Annotated in this window: 22 protein-coding genes and 1 tRNA gene; 13 read left to right on the top strand and 10 right to left on the bottom strand. The window is 31.7% G+C overall.

What is annotated here, in order from left to right:
• Positions 1–37: 37 nt before the first annotated feature.
• The gene (gene helD / locus LDL57_RS10015; protein ID WP_180560914.1) at positions 38–2,092 is read left to right on the top strand and encodes a DNA helicase IV; all 2,055 of its coding nucleotides are present in this window, start codon (positions 38–40) and stop codon (positions 2,090–2,092) included.
• An 82-nt stretch (positions 2,093–2,174) separates the two neighbouring features.
• Here helD and LDL57_RS10010 read toward each other — a convergent pair whose 3' ends face one another.
• On the bottom strand, positions 2,175–2,633 hold the full coding sequence (locus LDL57_RS10010; protein WP_180560913.1) for a methylglyoxal synthase: 459 nt from the start codon (positions 2,631–2,633) through the stop codon (positions 2,175–2,177).
• Between the two features lie 158 nt (positions 2,634–2,791).
• On the opposite strand from LDL57_RS10010, the gene LDL57_RS10005 reads away from it, so the two are divergent.
• The gene (locus tag LDL57_RS10005) at positions 2,792–3,205 is read left to right on the top strand and encodes a CoA-binding protein (protein WP_180560912.1); all 414 of its coding nucleotides are present in this window, start codon (positions 2,792–2,794) and stop codon (positions 3,203–3,205) included.
• A gap of 49 nt (positions 3,206–3,254) precedes the next feature.
• Here the strand turns inward: LDL57_RS10005 and hspQ are convergent, their stop codons facing one another.
• On the bottom strand, positions 3,255–3,575 hold the full coding sequence (gene hspQ / locus LDL57_RS10000; protein WP_180560911.1) for a heat shock protein HspQ: 321 nt from the start codon (positions 3,573–3,575) through the stop codon (positions 3,255–3,257).
• A 201-nt stretch (positions 3,576–3,776) separates the two neighbouring features.
• Here hspQ and yccX point away from each other — a divergent pair, with 201 nt between their 5' ends.
• Entirely contained in the window at positions 3,777–4,064 is a 288-nt protein-coding gene (yccX, locus tag LDL57_RS09995) for an acylphosphatase (RefSeq protein WP_180560910.1), read from the top strand.
• 3 nt (positions 4,065–4,067) lie between these two features.
• Here the strand turns inward: yccX and LDL57_RS09990 are convergent, their stop codons facing one another.
• Positions 4,068–4,397 (bottom strand): TusE/DsrC/DsvC family sulfur relay protein, encoded by a 330-nt coding sequence (locus tag LDL57_RS09990; protein WP_180560909.1) that lies wholly within the window; start codon positions 4,395–4,397, stop codon positions 4,068–4,070.
• 182 nt (positions 4,398–4,579) lie between these two features.
• Between LDL57_RS09990 and LDL57_RS09985 the strand changes: the two genes are divergently transcribed.
• Positions 4,580–4,667: transfer RNA gene (locus LDL57_RS09985), tRNA-Ser, on the top strand.
• 348 nt (positions 4,668–5,015) lie between these two features.
• Here LDL57_RS09985 and LDL57_RS09980 read toward each other — a convergent pair.
• A complete protein-coding gene (locus LDL57_RS09980; protein WP_180560908.1) occupies positions 5,016–5,234 on the bottom strand; it encodes a hypothetical protein in 219 nt (72 codons plus the stop codon).
• 173 nt (positions 5,235–5,407) lie between these two features.
• Positions 5,408–5,722, bottom strand: coding sequence for a hypothetical protein (locus LDL57_RS09975; protein ID WP_180560907.1), 315 nt, complete (start codon positions 5,720–5,722; stop codon positions 5,408–5,410).
• 457 nt (positions 5,723–6,179) lie between these two features.
• Here LDL57_RS09975 and LDL57_RS09970 point away from each other — a divergent pair, with 457 nt between their 5' ends.
• The 6 genes from LDL57_RS09970 (at position 6,180) to LDL57_RS09945 (ending at position 10,620) form a co-directional block, all read left to right on the top strand.
• Positions 6,180–7,160, top strand: coding sequence for a hypothetical protein (locus LDL57_RS09970; protein ID WP_225505538.1), 981 nt, complete (start codon positions 6,180–6,182; stop codon positions 7,158–7,160).
• A gap of 188 nt (positions 7,161–7,348) precedes the next feature.
• Complete coding sequence (locus LDL57_RS09965) at positions 7,349–8,029, top strand: hypothetical protein (RefSeq protein WP_180560905.1); 681 nt, start codon at positions 7,349–7,351, stop codon at positions 8,027–8,029.
• Positions 8,030–8,562: 533 nt separating this feature from the next.
• The gene (locus LDL57_RS09960; RefSeq protein WP_225505537.1) at positions 8,563–8,706 is read left to right on the top strand and encodes a hypothetical protein; all 144 of its coding nucleotides are present in this window, start codon (positions 8,563–8,565) and stop codon (positions 8,704–8,706) included.
• Between the two features lie 93 nt (positions 8,707–8,799).
• Positions 8,800–9,072, top strand: coding sequence for a hypothetical protein (locus tag LDL57_RS09955; RefSeq protein WP_180560903.1), 273 nt, complete (start codon positions 8,800–8,802; stop codon positions 9,070–9,072).
• Positions 9,073–9,169: 97 nt separating this feature from the next.
• Positions 9,170–10,180 (top strand): gp53-like domain-containing protein, encoded by a 1,011-nt coding sequence (locus tag LDL57_RS09950; protein ID WP_180560902.1) that lies wholly within the window; start codon positions 9,170–9,172, stop codon positions 10,178–10,180.
• A 2-nt stretch (positions 10,181–10,182) separates the two neighbouring features.
• Positions 10,183–10,620, top strand: coding sequence for a tail fiber assembly protein (locus LDL57_RS09945; protein WP_225505536.1), 438 nt, complete (start codon positions 10,183–10,185; stop codon positions 10,618–10,620).
• A 239-nt stretch (positions 10,621–10,859) separates the two neighbouring features.
• On the opposite strand, the gene LDL57_RS09940 is transcribed toward LDL57_RS09945, so the two are convergent.
• Positions 10,860–11,225, bottom strand: a complete 366-nt coding sequence (locus tag LDL57_RS09940) for a hypothetical protein (RefSeq protein WP_225505535.1) — start codon at positions 11,223–11,225, stop codon at positions 10,860–10,862.
• 594 nt (positions 11,226–11,819) lie between these two features.
• On the opposite strand from LDL57_RS09940, the gene LDL57_RS09935 reads away from it, so the two are divergent.
• Positions 11,820–12,293, top strand: a complete 474-nt coding sequence (locus LDL57_RS09935; protein WP_180561007.1) for a DUF1003 domain-containing protein — start codon at positions 11,820–11,822, stop codon at positions 12,291–12,293.
• 78 nt (positions 12,294–12,371) lie between these two features.
• Here LDL57_RS09935 and LDL57_RS09930 read toward each other — a convergent pair whose 3' ends face one another.
• The 4 genes from LDL57_RS09930 to LDL57_RS09915 all read right to left on the bottom strand — a co-directional run bounded on the left by LDL57_RS09930 (position 12,372) and on the right by LDL57_RS09915 (position 14,564).
• Positions 12,372–13,190 carry a polysaccharide deacetylase family protein gene (locus tag LDL57_RS09930; protein WP_370520710.1) on the bottom strand — a complete coding sequence of 273 codons (819 nt, stop codon included), beginning with the start codon at positions 13,188–13,190 and terminating at the stop codon, positions 12,372–12,374.
• Positions 13,191–13,440: 250 nt separating this feature from the next.
• On the bottom strand, positions 13,441–13,596 hold the full coding sequence (locus LDL57_RS09925) for a hypothetical protein (RefSeq protein WP_180560898.1): 156 nt from the start codon (positions 13,594–13,596) through the stop codon (positions 13,441–13,443).
• Positions 13,577–14,425: a glycosyltransferase gene (locus LDL57_RS09920; protein ID WP_180560897.1), complete on the bottom strand. Its 849-nt coding sequence runs from the start codon at positions 14,423–14,425 to the stop codon at positions 13,577–13,579. Before LDL57_RS09920 ends, LDL57_RS09925 begins: the two co-directional genes overlap by 20 nt.
• A complete protein-coding gene (locus LDL57_RS09915) occupies positions 14,406–14,564 on the bottom strand; it encodes a hypothetical protein (protein ID WP_225505534.1) in 159 nt (52 codons plus the stop codon). The genes LDL57_RS09920 and LDL57_RS09915 overlap by 20 nt, the downstream gene beginning before the upstream one ends.
• Before the next feature lie 727 nt (positions 14,565–15,291).
• Between LDL57_RS09915 and LDL57_RS09910 the strand changes: the two genes are divergently transcribed.
• Together LDL57_RS09910 and agp are read left to right on the top strand one after the other, a co-directional pair.
• A complete protein-coding gene (locus LDL57_RS09910) occupies positions 15,292–15,660 on the top strand; it encodes a YcgJ family protein (protein WP_225505533.1) in 369 nt (122 codons plus the stop codon).
• 1,673 nt (positions 15,661–17,333) lie between these two features.
• A complete protein-coding gene (agp, locus tag LDL57_RS09905) occupies positions 17,334–18,596 on the top strand; it encodes a bifunctional glucose-1-phosphatase/inositol phosphatase (RefSeq protein ID WP_180560895.1) in 1,263 nt (420 codons plus the stop codon).
• The last annotated feature ends 16 nt before the right edge of the window (positions 18,597–18,612 follow it).

Below are 18,612 nucleotides of genomic sequence, written 5' to 3'. Positions count from 1 at the left end.
GCCATGGCCTAACATATTTTAGCTAAGGTAGTGTGTAATGGAATTGAAATCGACACATGTAGGTCAGCGTTTAGCTCAACATCCTTATAATCGAGTTCGCCTATTAAATGCTGGTGTTGAAGTGAGTGGTGAAAACCATCAGTATCTCATTCCTTTTAATCAACTTATTGATATACGTTGTAAGCGAGGTATTGTTTGGGGAGAGCTTGAATTTGAATTACCTGACAACCAGGTGGTTCGTTTACACGGTACTGAATGGAAGGAAACCGAATATTTTTTTCATTATCTTATGGATATTTGGAAAAAATGGAGCCAAGAAATGAGTTTGATTTGTGCAGATATTTTATCTGAACAAGTGCAAGAAATTGAAAAATACTTAATTCAGGATAGTTGGTTTACCCAGGCACAACTTAGTCAGTTGCAAAACCAAATTAATAACAGATTAAATAGCCTTCCTATACCGCTTGTACGTTTAAATGAATTTGTAAACTGTCGCCAAAATTTTGCTGTTTGCCAGCATTGGCTTAATTTGAGCCATCAGTCACTGTATGATATTAATCAATATTGGGTCGCTCGTTTGCTTAAGCAGTACTCTGAATTTTTTCAGCGATTTACCATTACTCCGTTAAACCTATCTCAAGTCAATTGTGTAGTTAACAGCGAAGAAAATATTTTAGTATTGGGCGGGCCAGGTAGTGGTAAAACCTCTGTTTTGATAGCGAAAATGGGTTGGCTTTTACTTAGGCAGCAGGCTATTACTGAACAGATTTTATTACTTGCTTTCGATGATAAAACCGCAAAAAAAATGGATGGACTTGTTCAGACTAATTTAGGACAGCAGGCATTTCACACAAAAACCTTTAATAGCTTGGTACTGCATATTATTCAAACTAGCAGTAATAAAAATATCACGATTAGTGAATTAGAAGTTAACCAACAAAAAAGATATAAGTTGCTGATCAGTGAATGGCAAAGGCAGTGTCATGAAAAAAAATCGCAGGCAAAGGGCTGGCGTGAGTATTTAACGCGAGAATTAGGATGGAATATTGCTAGCGGTGAGTTTTGGCATGACAAACAATTAGCAGAAAGAGTGGTAATTCGTTTAGATAATTGGCTTAATTTACTACGTAGACATGGCGGAAGCCAGAAAACTATAAGTGATTTAGCAACGCCAGCAGAGAGCAAGCAACTGCAAATGGAGCTGCGATTAGTAGCACCTATTGTTAAAATATGGAAATCGACGCTAAAAGCTGAGGGAGCGGTTGATAGCTTAGGGCTTATACATCAAGCAATTAATTTATTACATAAAGGAAAATTTATAAGCCCATGGAAATATATTCTGATTGATGAATTCCAAGATCTATCGCCATTAGAAATGCAGTTACTGCAGTCATTACGCCAACAGAATAGACAAACGCACATGTTTGCTGTTGGTGATAATGGACAAGCAATTTATCGTTTTTCGGCAGCAAAATTAAATTTAATGACTACTTTTGAACATTATTTTGGTAACGGAGTTTACTGTACACTTGATACTACTTACCGTTTTAACGATTACACTGCTAAAATTGCTAATCAATTTATACAAATGGATCCTGAGCAGCAGATTAGACCATTAAGAAGTTTGGTTAAAGCAAATAAAAAATCGATAGTTTTATTACCAGAGGAACAACTGGAAAATTTACTTAATAAAATGAGTGGTTATGTTACAGAAGAAGAGACAATTTTCGTTTTATCGCGTTATTTTTATTTACATCCTGCGGTGATTAAAAAAGCTAATATTCGTTGGCCAAAATTAAACATTAATTTTATGTCTATCCAAGCGGCAAAAGGGAGTCAGGCCGATTATGTTATCATCCTTGGCTTACAGCATGGAATAGATGGTTTTCCGATCTGTCAACCTGAGTCTGCAATAGAAAAAGTATTATTACCAAAGTTTGCTATTTTTCCTGATCGACAAGATAGACGATTATTATATGTTGCATTGACTCGAGCTAAAAAACGAGTTTATTTACTTTATGACAAATTAACCCCGTCTGTTTTTGTTGAGCAATTGAAAAAATTAGGTGTATTACGACAGAAAAGACCATAATTCTTATTTTATTGTCACTTTTTTATTATCTTAACTAAATTTCTGCGAAGAATTTATATTTGTAATTAATAAATTAAAATTATTAGTTAATACGTGTCTCAAGGTATTGTTGATAATTAGGGATCTCAATTTCAGTGTCGTGATCAAAAGCTGGTGAGGTGATAATAAAATCAGCACTTGCTATATTAGTGGCAACAGGAATATTCCATACAGTAGCGAGACGAAGAAGTGCTTTTACGTCAGGATCATGTGGAACTGCATTTAATGGATCCCAAAAGAAGATCAAAATATCGATTTTTTGTTCGGCAATCATCGCACCAAGTTGTTGATCTCCTCCCATTGGCCCGCTGAGCATATTAATAATCTTTAATCCGGTATGCTGGTGGATCAAGTTACCTGTGGTACCAGTAGCAAATAATTTGTGTGTTTTTAGCACCGAAATATGTTTTTGAACCCATGCTAATAGTGATAATTTACGGTGATCATGGGCAACTAGCGCAATATTTTTATTTTTTTTTAATCGGCGAATAACGAATTCCATAAAGCTCCTCACATTGATAGATGTTTGCTAAGATAGCAACTAAATCACTATCTACTATTCATTGAGTTACCTCAACAGATTCGACAAGTGTAGTAGCACTTTGTTGCGATTTATATCATAGTGTAGGTTATTATTTTTAAATTATGGAGTTGGCATAAATGCTTGAGAAAAAACTGGTAGATATTTTAACAAACATAAAATTTATAGCATTAGTTGGCGCCAGTGATAATGTCGAACGTCCAAGTTATAAAGTTATGCAATATCTTATAAATCAAGGATATAATGTGACTCCTGTTAGTCCAAAACTAGCTGGAAAAAAATTACTTGGACAAAAAGTTTATGCTCAATTAGCTGATATTCCATATCCGATTGATATGGTTGATGTTTTTAGAAATTCAGCGGCAGCATTAGAAGTTAGCCAACAGGCAATCGCTATTAATGCAAAGGTACTTTGGCTACAATTAGGTGTTATTAATGAAGAAGCTAAAAAAATAGCTGAGCGAGCTGGATTAGCAGTTGTGATGAACGCATGCCCCAAAATAGAAATACCTCGCTTAGGTTTAGAGAAATAGATCAAGGAAGATGATAGACTAATCATCTCCATTGATTTGCTTTAATTAGTTAATTACGTAATTGTGGTGCTCTCAGTTGAGTTTTAATCGATTCCGACAACTCATCTAAAGACGACTGTTCTGGGTGTTCATCAGAGGTTTCATAAGTAATCTGAGCTTCAGCCAGATATGTGTGAATAGGTTCACCATTATCATCTTCCATAACGACATGGTACCAGGGAGCAGAGCGTAGAGCTGCATTAGCTGCAATATCGTCATCCTGTGGTTTATCCAGCGAGTATTCGGCGTCAACGTCGACTATTACTCCAAGATAACCTAGGAGTTTGTGCCTTACTTGTTGCCCAATACTAAATTTACTGGTAGTCATCATAGCTACCTCCTAGAAGCCTTACATATTCTATAGGTAATGATATGTGGGTAATAATATAAATTTCAAGCAGGTCACTCTGTTACGCTAGTTTCTTAAAAGCTCTAATCCATATAGATTAAAAACTCTATACTATGAGAGTATCTGTTGTTTACATAAAAAACAATATGTTGAAGTTATTATTTATTATAAGAGAGCACTAAAATGCGAAAGATAGGTAGAAATTACTATATATATGGGCGAGTTCAAGGTGTAGGATTTCGCTATCATACGTTACATTGGGGGAAAAAACATGGATTATATGGTTATGTTTATAATCGCTATGATGGTAGTGTCAACATTAAAGCTTTCGGTACATTAGAGCAAATTCAACAATTAGAGGATTGGTTAAAAGCGGGTGGGCCAGTAGGTGCTAAAATTGAATATTATAAAAGTGAAGAGTGTCATGTTGAAAAAGAGGTAGTCGATTTTCATATTCGACACTCATTGTAATAGTTAAATACATTTTACCGGCTTAGGTAAACCGGCAAGTTTTGTAGCTTGCTTTGCTGGTCCTTTTGGAAAAAGGCCATAAAGATAACGGCTATTGCCAATATCCTCACCATATTTTTTAGCAATTGCCTTTACTAACATACGAATAGACGGTGAAGTATTGAATTCGAAATAAAATTCGCGAATGAAGCGAATAATTTCCCAATGTTGTTCTGTTAATATAATATTCTCTTGTTTAGCTAATAGATATACCATGGATTCACACCATTCATGGCTATTTTTAAGGTAACCATCAGCATCAGTTTTAATTTCACTACCTTCAAATATAAACATATGATATTTCTAAGCTTAAAAAAATGTATAGCTAATTTAGCAAAATTGAGCTTTTTACCCAAGTATATTCGTAAAATGCCGATAAATTAAGCAAATAATCACTTTATAGCATAAATATAAAGCGATTAAATTATATAAGGCTTTACAACTACTCAAGCTGTGTTTATAGTTTTGAACATTGCGGAGGGGTGGCCGAGCGGCTAAAGGCAGCGGTCTTGAAAACCGCCGATGGGAAACCATCCGAGAGTTCGAATCTCTCCTCCTCCGCCATTTCTGCTTTTAGCAACCTCTGCTGATCACGGATAGAGCTACAGTAATTCAGTGAGTTTTATTGCATACTATTACTACTACTATTTTTAACCAATTGGTTGAAGTTCCCTAAACTCAAAAATAGCGCAATGAATGAAATTTAAATAATCAATTACTATTAAAACTAGTTGATTTATAATATTTTTTATTCCGTCTACCTATGGCTCCATTTTTCTTCTTCCAAATATATTCCATAATGGATATAAAGAAGTTGTTTGTATTTTGTAGAGTTAGATTTTTCTTTTACTTTATTGTCATTAATATATTGATCTCTTATTAATATTTAAGAAGAGGTAAATAATTTTACTATTATAATCTAGAGCAAATATTTATTTTTTGACCATTTTCAGTTGTTGAACCTAGTGGTTCTCCATTTCCAAACTGAGTGTCGCATGCCATTTCGGTCGCTATTTTTTCATCTGAAGAATTATCTTTATCAGCATCTGATAAATTATTTTTATCAGCAAAAGCCAGCAAGCTGATAGCTAAAACAGATGTAATAGTAAATATTTTAACGAGTTGTTTCATAATTTGTTCTCTTTAAATGGTTAAAACTATATTCGATAATAATTTTATTTTCAGCAATATTGTGTTGTGTTATTTTGGCGCCATTTTTTGCTGGATGGTTATTTTTTAGCAAAAGCTGGCTGTTGCTACCGTTTAGGCAGCAACAGATATAGAGGCTTCTATTGATAATTATCTTAAGAATCACAAAGAGAAATATCGTGTTGTGCATTTTGACAAGGGGTTATAGTATCAGTAAATTGCGGATAAAAAGAGGGATCTGGGCTACTAAGATCCGCATGTTCCTGTTGTTCGCCATGACCTTCAGAATGACCATGTTCACCATGTGTACCAGTATGCTCACTATGACTGGCATGACCACTATGACCACCACCATGGCCGACGTGACTACCATGATAATTTTGAACATAATTATCAACTTTTGCTGAACTATTAAAAGTAGCAAAAGAAAACAATACAGTAATAAATAAAACTTTAGATAATGTTTTCATAATTTACCTTATGCTAAGTTGTTTGTTTATCTATTTTTGTATGAATAAATTATCAGTAACAAAAGATAGTCAAAAATTATTTATTTGTAAAATAATATTTACTTTATGTTAAATAAATGAAAATTAATGTTTGTGATATTTGCATTTTATTGTGTTGTACTTGTTGATAATGCAAGACAGAGTTAAATGTTCTTATATTTTTAATTACCCACTTAAAGTCATCATTTTATAAATTTTACTATTAACAATGAGTTCTTTATATCGCCATTTGTTATTACCACAGAGATATAACGTGAAAGTCAAAATAAATAATTGCAGATATTATTAATGTCTTAATTGATAGCTTATCACAGTAAATATAAAAGCCAGCATACTGCTACTTTGTGCTGCGAAAAATGTTAGCAGGCATATTTTGTCTATAATAATAATTAACTGCTTGAAGTATAAGATAGGTAAAATGATAAAGAAAAAACAGGTATGGTTTTTTTGCATTGCTTTAATCGGTCATCTGTTTCTTTTTATTTCCTCTGCACTTTCCAATGAAAACAAAGATATAAAGTCACGACAATTTATTTTCAATTTGGCTTATGGAAATGGTTGGGCGAGTGAAGGTGGCGGAATGAATTGGGGAAGCTATCAGGTAAGCTTTAGTGAAAAAATAGCAGATAATTTTTTCGCTTCATTGGTTTATCTCAATGAAGGCCATCCAAATAATAATCATCGCGACGGTTTTGCCGTTATAGGCACTGGCGTAGTTGATTTCAATCAACGAATACAGTTAGATTTTTCAGTTGGTCCCTATTTTAGTATGAATACAACTCGCCGTAATAAACAAGAATATAATGATAAACGAGTTGGCATTTATGGTTCAGTCGCGTTTATTTATTACCTTATTCCAGATGGATTCTTTCTTAAAGCCCAATATAATCATGTGCAAATGCTTAATTCTTTTACAACAGATTCAGTCATGGTTGGTTTTGGTGCAAACTTTCAAAATGAGCTACCATCTTCGTTTCCTACTAAAGATATGCAGATAAGTTATTGGTTAGGGACTTCGCAAACTAATCGGGCAAATTTACCATTAAAAATGGGTCACCAACTAGAGTTTAAGCATTTAATCAATGATGCTGCTGCTTATTCAGTGAGTTACCTTTATGAAGGGGATAATGGTCTAGTTAATAGGCAAGGGGTTGTTGGCCAGATTTGGTATGTCATGCCGATATTAACCCATTGGGATATTAGTGCGGGTATTGGTCCTTATTATAACGATGATAGGCATGAAATAAAGAACAAAAAAGATTTTGCCGGCGTCATTAGCTTAGAGATAAATTATCAATTAGTTAGTCATTTAAGTACTAATCTTCGCTTTAATCGTGTTGTTTCGTTTAATGATAAAGATCAAGATATGTTTATGGCAGGAATTGCTTGGAACTTTTAACATTTTAAGTTAGTTATTTTTGCTGTGAATTGCTCATAAACTTATTAGCGAGTAAATATCTTTAAGAGTTGTTTAATTAATTTTTCAAGCCTATATTATTAAATATATTTTATACATCACTTATTTTTATCAATTTAGTTTATTTATTACCATAAAAAACCGTCAAAAAAAGCATAAATAGAGGGTGTATGCTTAAAGAAAAATTTTATGTTTTTATATTAATGATATTATTTCCTACTATTGGATTAGCAGCGAGTTGCACTATGTCAAATAAAGAAGGCTTTCACCTATATGGAAATAATTTATGTCTATCAACGTTAAACTATATTGATAGTATGGCATCAGAGCGACAATTAAATATTAACAGTTTTCGCATATTGGATAATAAAACAGTTATCTTTGCTGCTAACTCTAAGGCAGGTTCATTTTTAATGTTGGCAACGCCGAGTGAGGTCGTGAAAATTTTAGGTGAAATGCCAAATAGGGATATCAAAAAAAATATTAAAAGTATCAGACAAGTCGATGTTTTTTTAATAAAAAAAGATGTTTATTTCTTATCCAGTGCATGGGCTACCTCGGGAGCAATACATAAAATAACATGGAATAAGATAATCAATATGTTTAATAATATTCCTATAACTATTGATGATATAAAATTTATCACAAACGGTAATTCTTTTTATATTATTCAAAGTGGTAAATATCAAGGTTATATAATTGCTAATAAACATAAATATAGATCTGGTGGTGGTTCTTATGATATCTACGTTCTGGTTTCTCCTTCAGGTAAAGAAATAAAAGAAATTGGACTGGAAAAACAAAGCGTCAATGATTTTCTGTCTTTATCAGGTACTAGCGAAACATTATAGTAAAAGAACTAGTTAACATTGATATATTAAAATTATTATTTATAAGCCCGCTAAACCAGTCTGAAGAAGGCTGTTACCTAATAATAAAATAACGCATAATCGCAAAAATTTCTGTAAAGCTACCAACCACCCAAACCCATTGAATTTTGCGATGTTAATCGCTATTCGCTATTAAAATGATGGTTACTAATAATACTACCACTGTCGTTATTTTTACCATCAAATATAACATTTTTTAACAATATATTATTGCTATCTCATTAATCAATATACAGTCAAAATAGTAGTAATGAGTTAATCACTGTATTTAACATAAAGATATTAATAACGGTATTACACCTGGGTTTGATTATTTCTTAAAAGATTTATTGTGGTTATCATCTATATTGACTAGAACAAAGATAGTAACAACGATCCTAAGCACTGAGGTTAGCTAAAGGCATAGATCGGTGATAGTTTTAGGATCATTTAGTTATTTCTGTGTAGGATTTATTATCGCTATTGCATTATTAGTTAAAAGGAGGATAGCAATAATGACGGTAGTTACTGAGGTTTGTGCCAACCAATATATTGGCGATTGCGCTACAACTGAATTTGATTATAAATTTAAAATATTTAGTGAGCATCATTTAGTTGTCATTATGACTGATGGCAATGGTGATCATGCACAAAGATAGACATTAAATAAGGATTATACAGTAATCGGTGTTAATTGTGACGAAGGAGGCAAAATCATTTTGTCATCCCCTTTATTTAATGGAAATCATTTATTGATAGAGAGACGTTTACCAGCAAAACAAGAGATAGCATTTGAAAAATGCAAACAATTTCATGCCAAACAACATGAAAATGCATTTGATTATCTCACGATGTTAGTTCAACAAGTGTTAGAAAATGCGTCGCTACTGCTGCAGCAACCAAGTAAGCTAGCAAATTATTTTGATGCTAAGAATTATCGTATTTCTAATATTAGTCAACCTAAAAATGATAATGATGCGGTTAACCTTGGCGTAATGCAATCTGCTATAAAAGATATGGATTAGATCGATACGGGTTAATGACATTGATATACCTGCATTACCTGATGCAAAAAACCGTAAAAATAAGCAGCTTGGTTTTGATCAAAATGGTCAACCGACCTTGTTTGATCTTAATCAATCAGGCATGTCTGATTATATTTTAGTCGATTCATTTGAAAAAGGATTTGAAATAACAAGCCGTTATCATGCATTGCAATATGAGAAAGAAAATAGATATTACCGCTGGGCAGGTGAGTTACCAAAACGGGTTTTTGAAAATTCTACACCCGTATCGTCAGGTGGGATAAAGGCTGGTGCCTGGATACAAACTGTTGTTAACTCATATACAAAAAAGGAAATTGATAATCAATTTGTTAAAGTTAAAGATAGTCGGGCTGTGCAATTTTCTGCCTTAGATTTAGTGAAAACAGATCATTATGCTGGTATGTCAATGAAAAATAATGTCCAGCAGGTATCTTTGTATATTTCTGGTAATAGTGCTTATAACGTAGTGGCTAGAAATAGTAATAACAACATTAAGTATTCAATATCATTTCCTACTTATTCAAGTACATTAGCTGCAACTAATACTTTAGATCATATAACTGCTTATGGTTTTAACGCTATTCATCCTACCAGCGATGCTGTCATCAGATTAGGTGCAGACAAAGCTGACTATGACTTAGTTTGTGCAAGAAATACCCATAAATTTTTTATCCGCAATAATAATACCCATCAAGTTATCTATTTACCAGAAAAGCAAGGAACATTTGCTATTCAAGAGGATAATTATAATAAGCAGCAGATTGATGCTAAATTAGTTGGTATTAAATGGAGCGCTAAAAAAGCGGTAAATGGTTGGATGAAAGAGCCTTACACGGGCATAATTATTCAATGGGGACGTGTTCCTAGAAAAAATAGTTCAAGAAATTTCTTTCCTATTACTTTTCCTAATGCTTTGGCCAGTATGGGGGTCGCTAATTTCAACTCTAATTCAAATCTAACTGAATTGTATACGCCTAATATATTAGATGCCAATAATAGTGGCTTTACCATGCGCCAAACCAAGGTAACTAATGGCAGTAATGCTTCTCCACTAGTTGATATGAGATGGATTGCAATAGGATGGTAACAATGAAAGAAGATAATGTTTATTACTTTAGTGCAACAAAATTATGTTGGTTATCTGAATCTTTGAAAGATAGTTACATTAGTGCTGGGACTTGGGATGATGAAGCGACTAAAATTCCTTTTAATATATATAAAGAGTATGCACTTTGTGCGCCGCCTGATGGAAAAATGTTAGGTGCAGATCAAAATGGCGCACCTATTTGGATTGATATTCCACCTAAATCTAAAAATGAATTAATTAAAGATGCAGAAAATACAAAAATTGAATTAATGCAAAATGCAGCGGGGATCATAGCTCCCTTACAGGATGCCATTGATTTGAATATAGCAACTGATGAAGAATATAAAAAATTGATGGAGTGGAAAACCTATCGCGTGCTATTAAGTCGTATAGATATATCAATTGCGCCTAATATCAAATGGCCAAAGTTGCCTAAATAAAAAAGTTATTTTATTTGTTATTAGAATAATTTTTCAATCATTAATTTATGAAATACTATTTTTAATTATAATGCAAGTTAGTTATTTGAAATAGTAAAGTTAATATAGTAAGAATATAAATTACCTTTGATCTAACAGCTGTTTTGTAATAATTTGACATCTGTTAGATCAGATTAAAAATAGTCTATTTTAGCCAATAAAAAACAGAAGATTACTGTGATTTATTTTACAATGCTTTTTTAACAATCTTTTATTTTTTTCCACGGAAATTCGCCACTATCTGGCTCTGGGAAGCCTGGTTCAGTGCCTTTACTCCACCATTTTGCTTCCCAAACAGCTTTATTCCATTTGACTTGAGCTCCGATCTGGTAAGCTGCCTCTTTTAGCCACGGTGTGGCTGTATAACATAAATCAGCATCACAATTTTTTATTTTTTCCCAAGGTAATTCACCGCTGCCTGGTTCAGGATATCCTGGTTCAGTGCCTTTGATCCACCATTTTGCTTGCCAAATAGCATTATTCCATTTTACTCGCATACCATTTTGATAGGCAGCATCTTTGATCCATTCTGCGGTATTTAGACAGATATCATTTTGTTGATTCATATAAATTGCTCCATTATTTTGTAAAAAAATTAAGTACTTTCACTCTATGTATATACAAAATGAATGATATTCGTTTATTTGTTATCTAACGAATTAATTTTTATTAAAAAAAGTTATGTTATAACTAATATTATTCTTTGTAATTTAACATATAAATTAAAAAATTATATTTTATTTTTACGTAGTTACTAAAAATTAACAATATAATGAGATTATATTTTTAATAAATTTATTTTTTTTATATCAATTTTTATGTTTTTTTATTTAATTAACGTTCGTAACTTTATTTCTTTTATATCAGGTAATGTAATGTTAATTGTGAATAGCATTTCTGAGAGAGAAATTATTAAATTAAAGTTTATGAAATAATGATAAAAGTATTTAAAAAAATTGATAATAAACAAAATTACTTTAATAAAATAATAATCAGCGGGGTTAGCATTGTTTTCAGCAATGACAGAAAATTGGTTTATACTTTTTATTTATATTGTATTTGCTAATTTTATTGTTTTTAGTTTTAAACTAGATTTGCAAATAGATAATTAGAATGGTTTTTATCATAGGGGAGTTGGTGCTTATGTCGGAACATAAAAAATTCGCTTTTATCAGCCGCTTAAAGGCCATAATCATACATTTGGTGATGAATGGTTTGCTCTTAAGGCAGAAGCATTTGCGCGCTTTTTTGGCACCCCTGGTTTTTTAATTGGGCAAACTGTTGTTGTGGCTGTATGGATCTATCTTAATATAACAGGGATCACTAAATTTGATCCCTATCCGTTTATTTTACTGAATTTAACTTTTAGTCTGCAAGCAGCCTATGCGGCGCCGTTAATATTACTTGCACAAACTCGGCAATCTGAACGTGATCAAGCACATGCGATAGCTGATGCTCAACATAGAGAAGATTTAGCTGAAGCAACGGCGCAAAGGCAAGCTATTGCCGAATATAACGCTGAGCAATTATTTGTATTACTTCAACAAAATACAGAGTTAACCAAATTAACGAAAGAAATGGCCGAGCGCATTGAAAGCTTAACCATTCAACTAGAAAGCCGTACTCGCAAATAAAAATTATTTGGCAAAATGGCAAACAATAAATTTATTTACTAACTGGCTCTTTGTTTAAAGTAAATAGCGCTTATTGCATTAAGTATATCTAGGTCCTTTATGTAAAGCATAAAGTGAAGAGAGAATTGGTGTAGAGTAATAGAAAAGACGACGTTTTAGCCACCGAGTATCTTCTCTTTCTTTGGTGCTAATTCGTCCTAATCGCCAAGGTTCTGGTTGGCAAGCTTTATTCATACGACGTTCAGTCGTATAGAGATAATTAAATCCCAGCTCTTTGGCAATTTTTGCGTAGTCTCGATTATAAAATCCTTGTGGCCAACATAAATGCTGACTGCAATAACCAAGTTGTTGGATAAGCATATTACGGCATTGTTCAATATCTGCAATTAATGCTGCATGGCGTCTTTCAATATTAGTTTCCAATTGATCCCAACGTAAATGTGAATGAGTGTGGTTATGGAATTCGATTAATCCACTAGCTTGCATGCGCTCAACTTCTGACCATCGCAGCATAACATCATCGGCTTGACCGTTACGTATCTTTGCTTCACATTCACGGTGTGAATATTTAATATTAGATAGTTTTCTAACCTGACCATTGCCAATATCTTTTGTAATAAGAAAGATACTGGCTTTAAGCTGCAGTTGTTCTAACACAGGAAAAGCGTAAACCCAATTATCTAAATAACCATCATCAAAAGTGATCACGACACTCTTGCGTGGAAAAGCTTTACCCTGATAAAATTGCTCTAATTCTTTTGTCGAAAGGGTTTTCCAGCCGCTATTAGCTAACCATGTCATCTGTTGGGTGAAGGTTTTTGGCGATAAAGTAACTAACCCGGGAGACGGGCTAACATGATGGTACATAAGAATAGGAATAGTTGTTGCATTCATTATATTAATAAAATCATAGATTAATAGGTAATAAACTATTTTTACTCAATTATTAGCATAATGGCAAGTATTTAATATGTTGTGCGAATGTTGATTTTATTAATCAATCAAATAGTTAGAGAAAAAGAGTGAACACCAATTATTTGTGTGATTAGAAGACAAATATAGTTAATTATTAGCATCATTTGTTAAATTATCTATCAGCAACAGATTTTTTTTCATCTATCAACACCTGACTTTAGTTAGTTATTTATCATTCCTGATTGGTTTTATTGTTTGAATTAATATCCGACACTTTGCCAATTTGTAATAAACGAAATAAGCATGATTCAATTGAAAATTTCTTGGTTACTTGAAGTTGTCCGCGTTGAGCCATCTCTTGATATTTTTTAGGTTGCTGTAAAATCATCAATAGCGGCTACCCAATTGTTGATATCAGATGGTGGCAATAACAGTCCATTACTTTTATCTTGGATAATATCAGGTAGCCCACCCACATTACTAGCAAAGACCGGTACAGCGAAAAAAAGTGATTCAACTGCTACCATACCAAATGCTTCTTTAGTAGAAGGAATTACAGTTAAAGATGCGTAGGAATATATGGAGGAAGAAGGAAAAACAATACCGGCGAGAAGTGTTTCAGATTCTAAATCATAGTCGATAATTTCTTTCTGTAATTTAGCCTTACAAGCGCCATCGCCAATAATTGAATAACGAAATAAACGGTCTTGTCGCTTTAATTGGGCGAGTGCGGCTAAAATAATATCATGTCCTTTTTCTTCTCTTAGCATACCAACTTGAATTATGATTGGGGCTGTTCCTTCATTTATCCAAGTTAAAATATCATCAGCGACAGGGGTATGATTTTCCGCAACCATTTTAGAAAAATCAAATCCAGGATGAACAACCTTAACCTTTTGTGACAAACAACCACTTTGTATTAATGTTTCCCGCATTGGTTCGCTAGGGACAATAACATAATCGAATAAATAATTCATACTGAAGGCTTTTATTTTACCTGACAGATAGGTCTTTTGTCTCAGTACACATGGTCGTTGTTTCTTCGCTAGTGTTTTTACAGCGATGGCAAGATTATTCGCATCATGGCCACTGTGGCAAACGGCTAAAATTGTTTGCTGTTGGCGAAGTAGTTTGCGTAGGCGTATGATTGACGAGGGATGAGCACTATTAGTAAATGAAACATGATGGATTGGAATGTTATTTTTTTTTTGCTTCATGGGCAATTTGACTGTCGATATGGCAAGCTAAAGTTACGTTAAAGCCTCGATGTATTAAGCCTTTCATTTGTAGTAAAGCTTGAGCTTCCTGGCCACCAAAATTCATCGAAGATTCGGTATAGATAATGGATGTATTCATAATATACCCTGATAGTTAGCCCGCTTGTTAATTGACTTGCTGTTCGATTAACAAAATAAATGACATAATATTCTAATTTTTATGTTATTTTGCCAAAAACTTTAGCGCTATAAGTTAGTAATCTGCAATAAAACAGTTATGTCTCTAATGTTATAATTTTGTTGTATTGAAGTATTTAATTAAAATGTGTTAACCATGCTTACTTTAACTAATTGTAGTATTTTTTTATAGTAATTTTTCCTCTTATTTTGCAATTTTAATTTTATAGGATCATTTCTACATTTTATGGTCATCTGTTTACGATCATAAAAATAGCAGAGGTAAAAGATTGCGATATGATGATGTTAACACTGTTTTGGGGCATAATGGATGCCTATATTGCTAAATTTTGACAAGTATTATAATTGAATAACAATTATAATATAATTATCATGTAATCAATTGATAGTTGATATAAAATTGTTGAAAAATTTTATGCGATAGCTATACAAAAAATTAAATCATTACTTTTATTATCATAGGATATTTAATACTTAACACCTAATTTAATTACATAAACTCAATAGGTTAATTACAATAACATTTTTTTATTAATGTTAAATAATTATTATGTTGCTTAAAATGTCTATTTTTATTTTATACGGCAAAATGTAAAATAGAGATTATAGTATTGCTTGATAAGTTTTGGATTGGATACTTTATTTATTTTTTAGTTAAGGGTTAAATAATGAATATTTTTATGAATAAATTTATATTATTGTTATTAAGCGTCGTTTTATTTTTCTTTTCAGCTTTTAGTTTGGCTATCTCATGGAAATTGCTTATTTCACCACAACCTAATGTACTATGTGATAGATATATATGTGTTGATAGTATTGTAGGAGTGTCAGTCAGTTTAACCGAAAAATATTTAGGTAAAAAACAAGCTAATCGCTTATTGTCTCAAGGTTTATTTGATAAAACGGCCTTTACATTTGATAATGGGGTATTTTGCGACATAAAGGATAAAAAATGCTACGTTGATAGATATTTTAATGGGAAAGGGCAACGAAGCAATGTATGTCAGCAGTACACAGAAAAATTATTTGGAAATTAAAAATCGGCAAAAGTAGCTAATAGGTTGTATTTATTTTTTTATAATTAAAAATGGCTTTTTACTATTATGTTAAACGATATTCTAAACTCCAAATTTACTTATTTTTTTGGCATTCTATTGATTAAAAAACACTTACTCTTTTAAAGTAAGTTGTGATATTTTTATGGTTATAGAGTTGTAAAATAGAAGTATTAATATTAAAACGGAAAATATTATCATAGAAATTTTTATTTAAATATAAATATTGCGGAAATTATTGATATAAACGATCGATAATTGTATTACAATAGCTTAAGTCTATCATATATGGAAGTATTGATCGTTTATATCAATTTTTTTTATGTGACTATTTTAGGTATGATTTATTCTATAAATTTTGTTTTGGTTTAATTTATAATGATAACATTAACTAAGATTTATATTTTCTTTTAATATCTATCACTTGGTGTATTAAATTTTACTGAACTTGAGGGCAATGAAAAATGTATTACTAACACGTTTAAACAAAATGCTATCTACATTGTTACTAGTGTTAAATCGTTAGTTTTTGTGAGCTATGATTTTTCTGATTATTGGTATCTTTATGCTTACTATAATTAGAGAAGTTACGGATAGATATTCTATAAAATAATTTTTTATCAAAGTGGTTAAACAATAATTAGTTGCTTTAGTTTTAACCATTATTATTCTTTATGACATTATTGGCGCCAACACTTTAGGGATTGTTAATTTTATTATATTTTAGATATTGATCAAAATGAGCGTTTTTTAGTAAAAAATTAATAATAAATAGTACATAGGTATAAAAAATAATTAGTCATTTATTACTTGCTAAAATAGCAACTTGAGAATTTAATTAGAAAATTTTATCGTAAGATTTGTTGATTTGAGAAGGGTATCTATTATTCATAGAGAATGTAAGTTATTCAACTCAATAAAACCGAGTTAATATTGAGATTTACTAATTAATTTTCATTTAAGTTAGAACTCAATATTTTATCATTTTAATACGTTTATTTGTAATATTTTTTATTGCTTATATTTTAGTCGCTAATCTTTTATCTATTGATAAAGAATTTATATGCCTATAAGTTGGTTGAAATAAACACTATTTTAAAATGCTGATATTTTTACTCTTATTTATTAGAGTAGACAAGTAATTTTATAAAAAACATTATTTTCCTTGTGTGTTTAGAGCCAGTCATTTTGGCGATGCTGGCTTTTTTTTTGTAGTAATGCCAAGTTAAATTTAATAATAGCAAATGCCTATCTTAAATAACAATAATTATTATATGGGATTTTTTTATAATTCCTCGCCTGTGGTTAAATAATCGGTTTAGTTTTTTTCACTAATATATTACCTTAATTAGTATATTATTCTTATTATTGCGACAATATCTATTTGCTAAAGGTATGTGAAATGTTACAGAATGTTAAATAAATATTATGTGGCGCTAATAAATTTCTTATTAATAATATAAGAAAAATCCATTACTAAATATGTAGTGCCAAATACCCTTGTATTTCATGTAATTAATGTATAAATTAACAAATATTCATCAAAACAACAGGTGTCTGTGTTTTTTGTAAATAAAATTTTTTAATTGACTCCATTTAAATAAAATCTTATTAATAAAATGAATTATTATTAACTTTAAAGGAGCGTTAAAAAGATGAAAAAAATATTAACGTTATGCCTTCTTTTTATTTTAACACCCTCAGTAACTTATTCTGTAGAAAAATTTCAAGATTATGAATTAACACAGGTTTTAATTTTAAGTAGGCATAATTTGAGAGCACCTATCATATATGCAGATATATTAAAGCGTGCAACGAGTAAACCTTGGCCTATTTGGCATACAAACAATGGAGATCTTACGAATAAAGGCCACCAATTAGAGATTTATATAGGTAGCTACTTTAGGTCTTGGTTTGAAAGAATGGGTCTATTGCGTCAAGATGAATGTTCAGATGCAAATAATGTCTATGTTTATGCAAACAACCAACAACGCACTATTGCTTCAGCTCAATCTTTTATTTCCGGCGCTTTTCCTGATTGCATAGTTAAAGCATTTTATCGTGCTGATATGGCTGAAGGAGAGTTCGATCCTATTTTTGCTCCAGTTATCACTGATAATAGTATAGAATTTAAGCGGCAAGCCATAAGCGCTATGAAAGAAAAATTAGCACATTTGGATTTAGCTGAAGCTTATAAACAAGTTTCAACGATTTTGGATTTTAAGAATTCAACGCTATGTAAAAGAGATAAGTTATGCGATCTGGTTAGCTACCCAAATAAGATGATTATTAGTACAGGTAAAGAGCCCTTAGTGTTTGGCCCATTAGGATTAGCGAGCAATGCTGTAGATGTATTTGATCTTCAGTATTACGAAGGATTTGCTAACAAAGACGTTGCGTGGGGAACAATTAATACACCACAGCAATGGAAAACACTTAATAAAATTAAAAATGGCTATCATGCAGTTGCATTTACAACTAAAATAGTTGCTAAAAATATAGCTAAACCTCTATTAAAATATATTGACTTGCATTTTGTTCAACGGCGCAAAATTGAAGGCTCAAAATTGCTTATTATGTTTGGTCATGATTCAAATATCGCGTCAGTAATGTCTGCTCTTGATTTCGCTCCTTATCAATTACCTGAACAATATGAAAAAACGCCAATTGGTGGAAAATTAGTGTTTCAGCGTTGGCATAATAAGAAAACTAATAAAGACTATCTAAAAATTGAATATATTTATCCGTCAGTAAATCAATTGCGTTATGGTACGGCCTTGACATTGAATAACCCTCTAAAACAGGTAACTTTATCACTAAAAAATTGCCCTATTGATGGGAATGGTCTATGTAATTGGAATGACTTTGAAAAGAACATGCAGCATGCATTAGAAGATGAAATTTTGTTAATTAGGTAGGATTGAAGGGTGGCGC

The sequence above is a fragment of the Arsenophonus apicola genome (genome assembly GCF_020268605.1).
Classification (GTDB): Bacteria; Pseudomonadota; Gammaproteobacteria; order Enterobacterales; family Enterobacteriaceae; genus Arsenophonus; species Arsenophonus apicola.
This window is presented reverse-complemented; position numbering and strand designations above follow the sequence as displayed.

Coding starts and splice junctions, on each gene's coding strand:
- LDL57_RS09990 (WP_180560909.1), bottom strand. CDS start 4,397: ATGTTTATATTTGAAGGTAGTGAAATTAAAACTGATGCTGATGGTTAC.
- agp (WP_180560895.1), top strand. CDS start 17,334: ATGAAAAAAATATTAACGTTATGCCTTCTTTTTATTTTAACACCCTCA.
- LDL57_RS09975 (WP_180560907.1), bottom strand. CDS start 5,722: ATGAAAACATTATCTAAAGTTTTATTTATTACTGTATTGTTTTCTTTT.
- helD (WP_180560914.1), top strand. CDS start 38: ATGGAATTGAAATCGACACATGTAGGTCAGCGTTTAGCTCAACATCCT.
- LDL57_RS09960 (WP_225505537.1), top strand. CDS start 8,563: ATGACGGTAGTTACTGAGGTTTGTGCCAACCAATATATTGGCGATTGC.
- LDL57_RS09945 (WP_225505536.1), top strand. CDS start 10,183: ATGAAAGAAGATAATGTTTATTACTTTAGTGCAACAAAATTATGTTGG.
- LDL57_RS09925 (WP_180560898.1), bottom strand. CDS start 13,596: ATGATTTTACAGCAACCTAAAAAATATCAAGAGATGGCTCAACGCGGA.
- LDL57_RS09980 (WP_180560908.1), bottom strand. CDS start 5,234: ATGAAACAACTCGTTAAAATATTTACTATTACATCTGTTTTAGCTATC.
- LDL57_RS09965 (WP_180560905.1), top strand. CDS start 7,349: ATGCTTAAAGAAAAATTTTATGTTTTTATATTAATGATATTATTTCCT.
- LDL57_RS09920 (WP_180560897.1), bottom strand. CDS start 14,425: ATGAAGCAAAAAAAAAATAACATTCCAATCCATCATGTTTCATTTACT.
- LDL57_RS09910 (WP_225505533.1), top strand. CDS start 15,292: ATGAATATTTTTATGAATAAATTTATATTATTGTTATTAAGCGTCGTT.
- LDL57_RS10005 (WP_180560912.1), top strand. CDS start 2,792: ATGCTTGAGAAAAAACTGGTAGATATTTTAACAAACATAAAATTTATA.
- LDL57_RS09915 (WP_225505534.1), bottom strand. CDS start 14,564: ATGAATACATCCATTATCTATACCGAATCTTCGATGAATTTTGGTGGC.
- LDL57_RS09970 (WP_225505538.1), top strand. CDS start 6,180: ATGATAAAGAAAAAACAGGTATGGTTTTTTTGCATTGCTTTAATCGGT.
- hspQ (WP_180560911.1), bottom strand. CDS start 3,575: ATGATGACTACCAGTAAATTTAGTATTGGGCAACAAGTAAGGCACAAA.
- yccX (WP_180560910.1), top strand. CDS start 3,777: ATGCGAAAGATAGGTAGAAATTACTATATATATGGGCGAGTTCAAGGT.
- LDL57_RS09940 (WP_225505535.1), bottom strand. CDS start 11,225: ATGAATCAACAAAATGATATCTGTCTAAATACCGCAGAATGGATCAAA.
- LDL57_RS10010 (WP_180560913.1), bottom strand. CDS start 2,633: ATGGAATTCGTTATTCGCCGATTAAAAAAAAATAAAAATATTGCGCTA.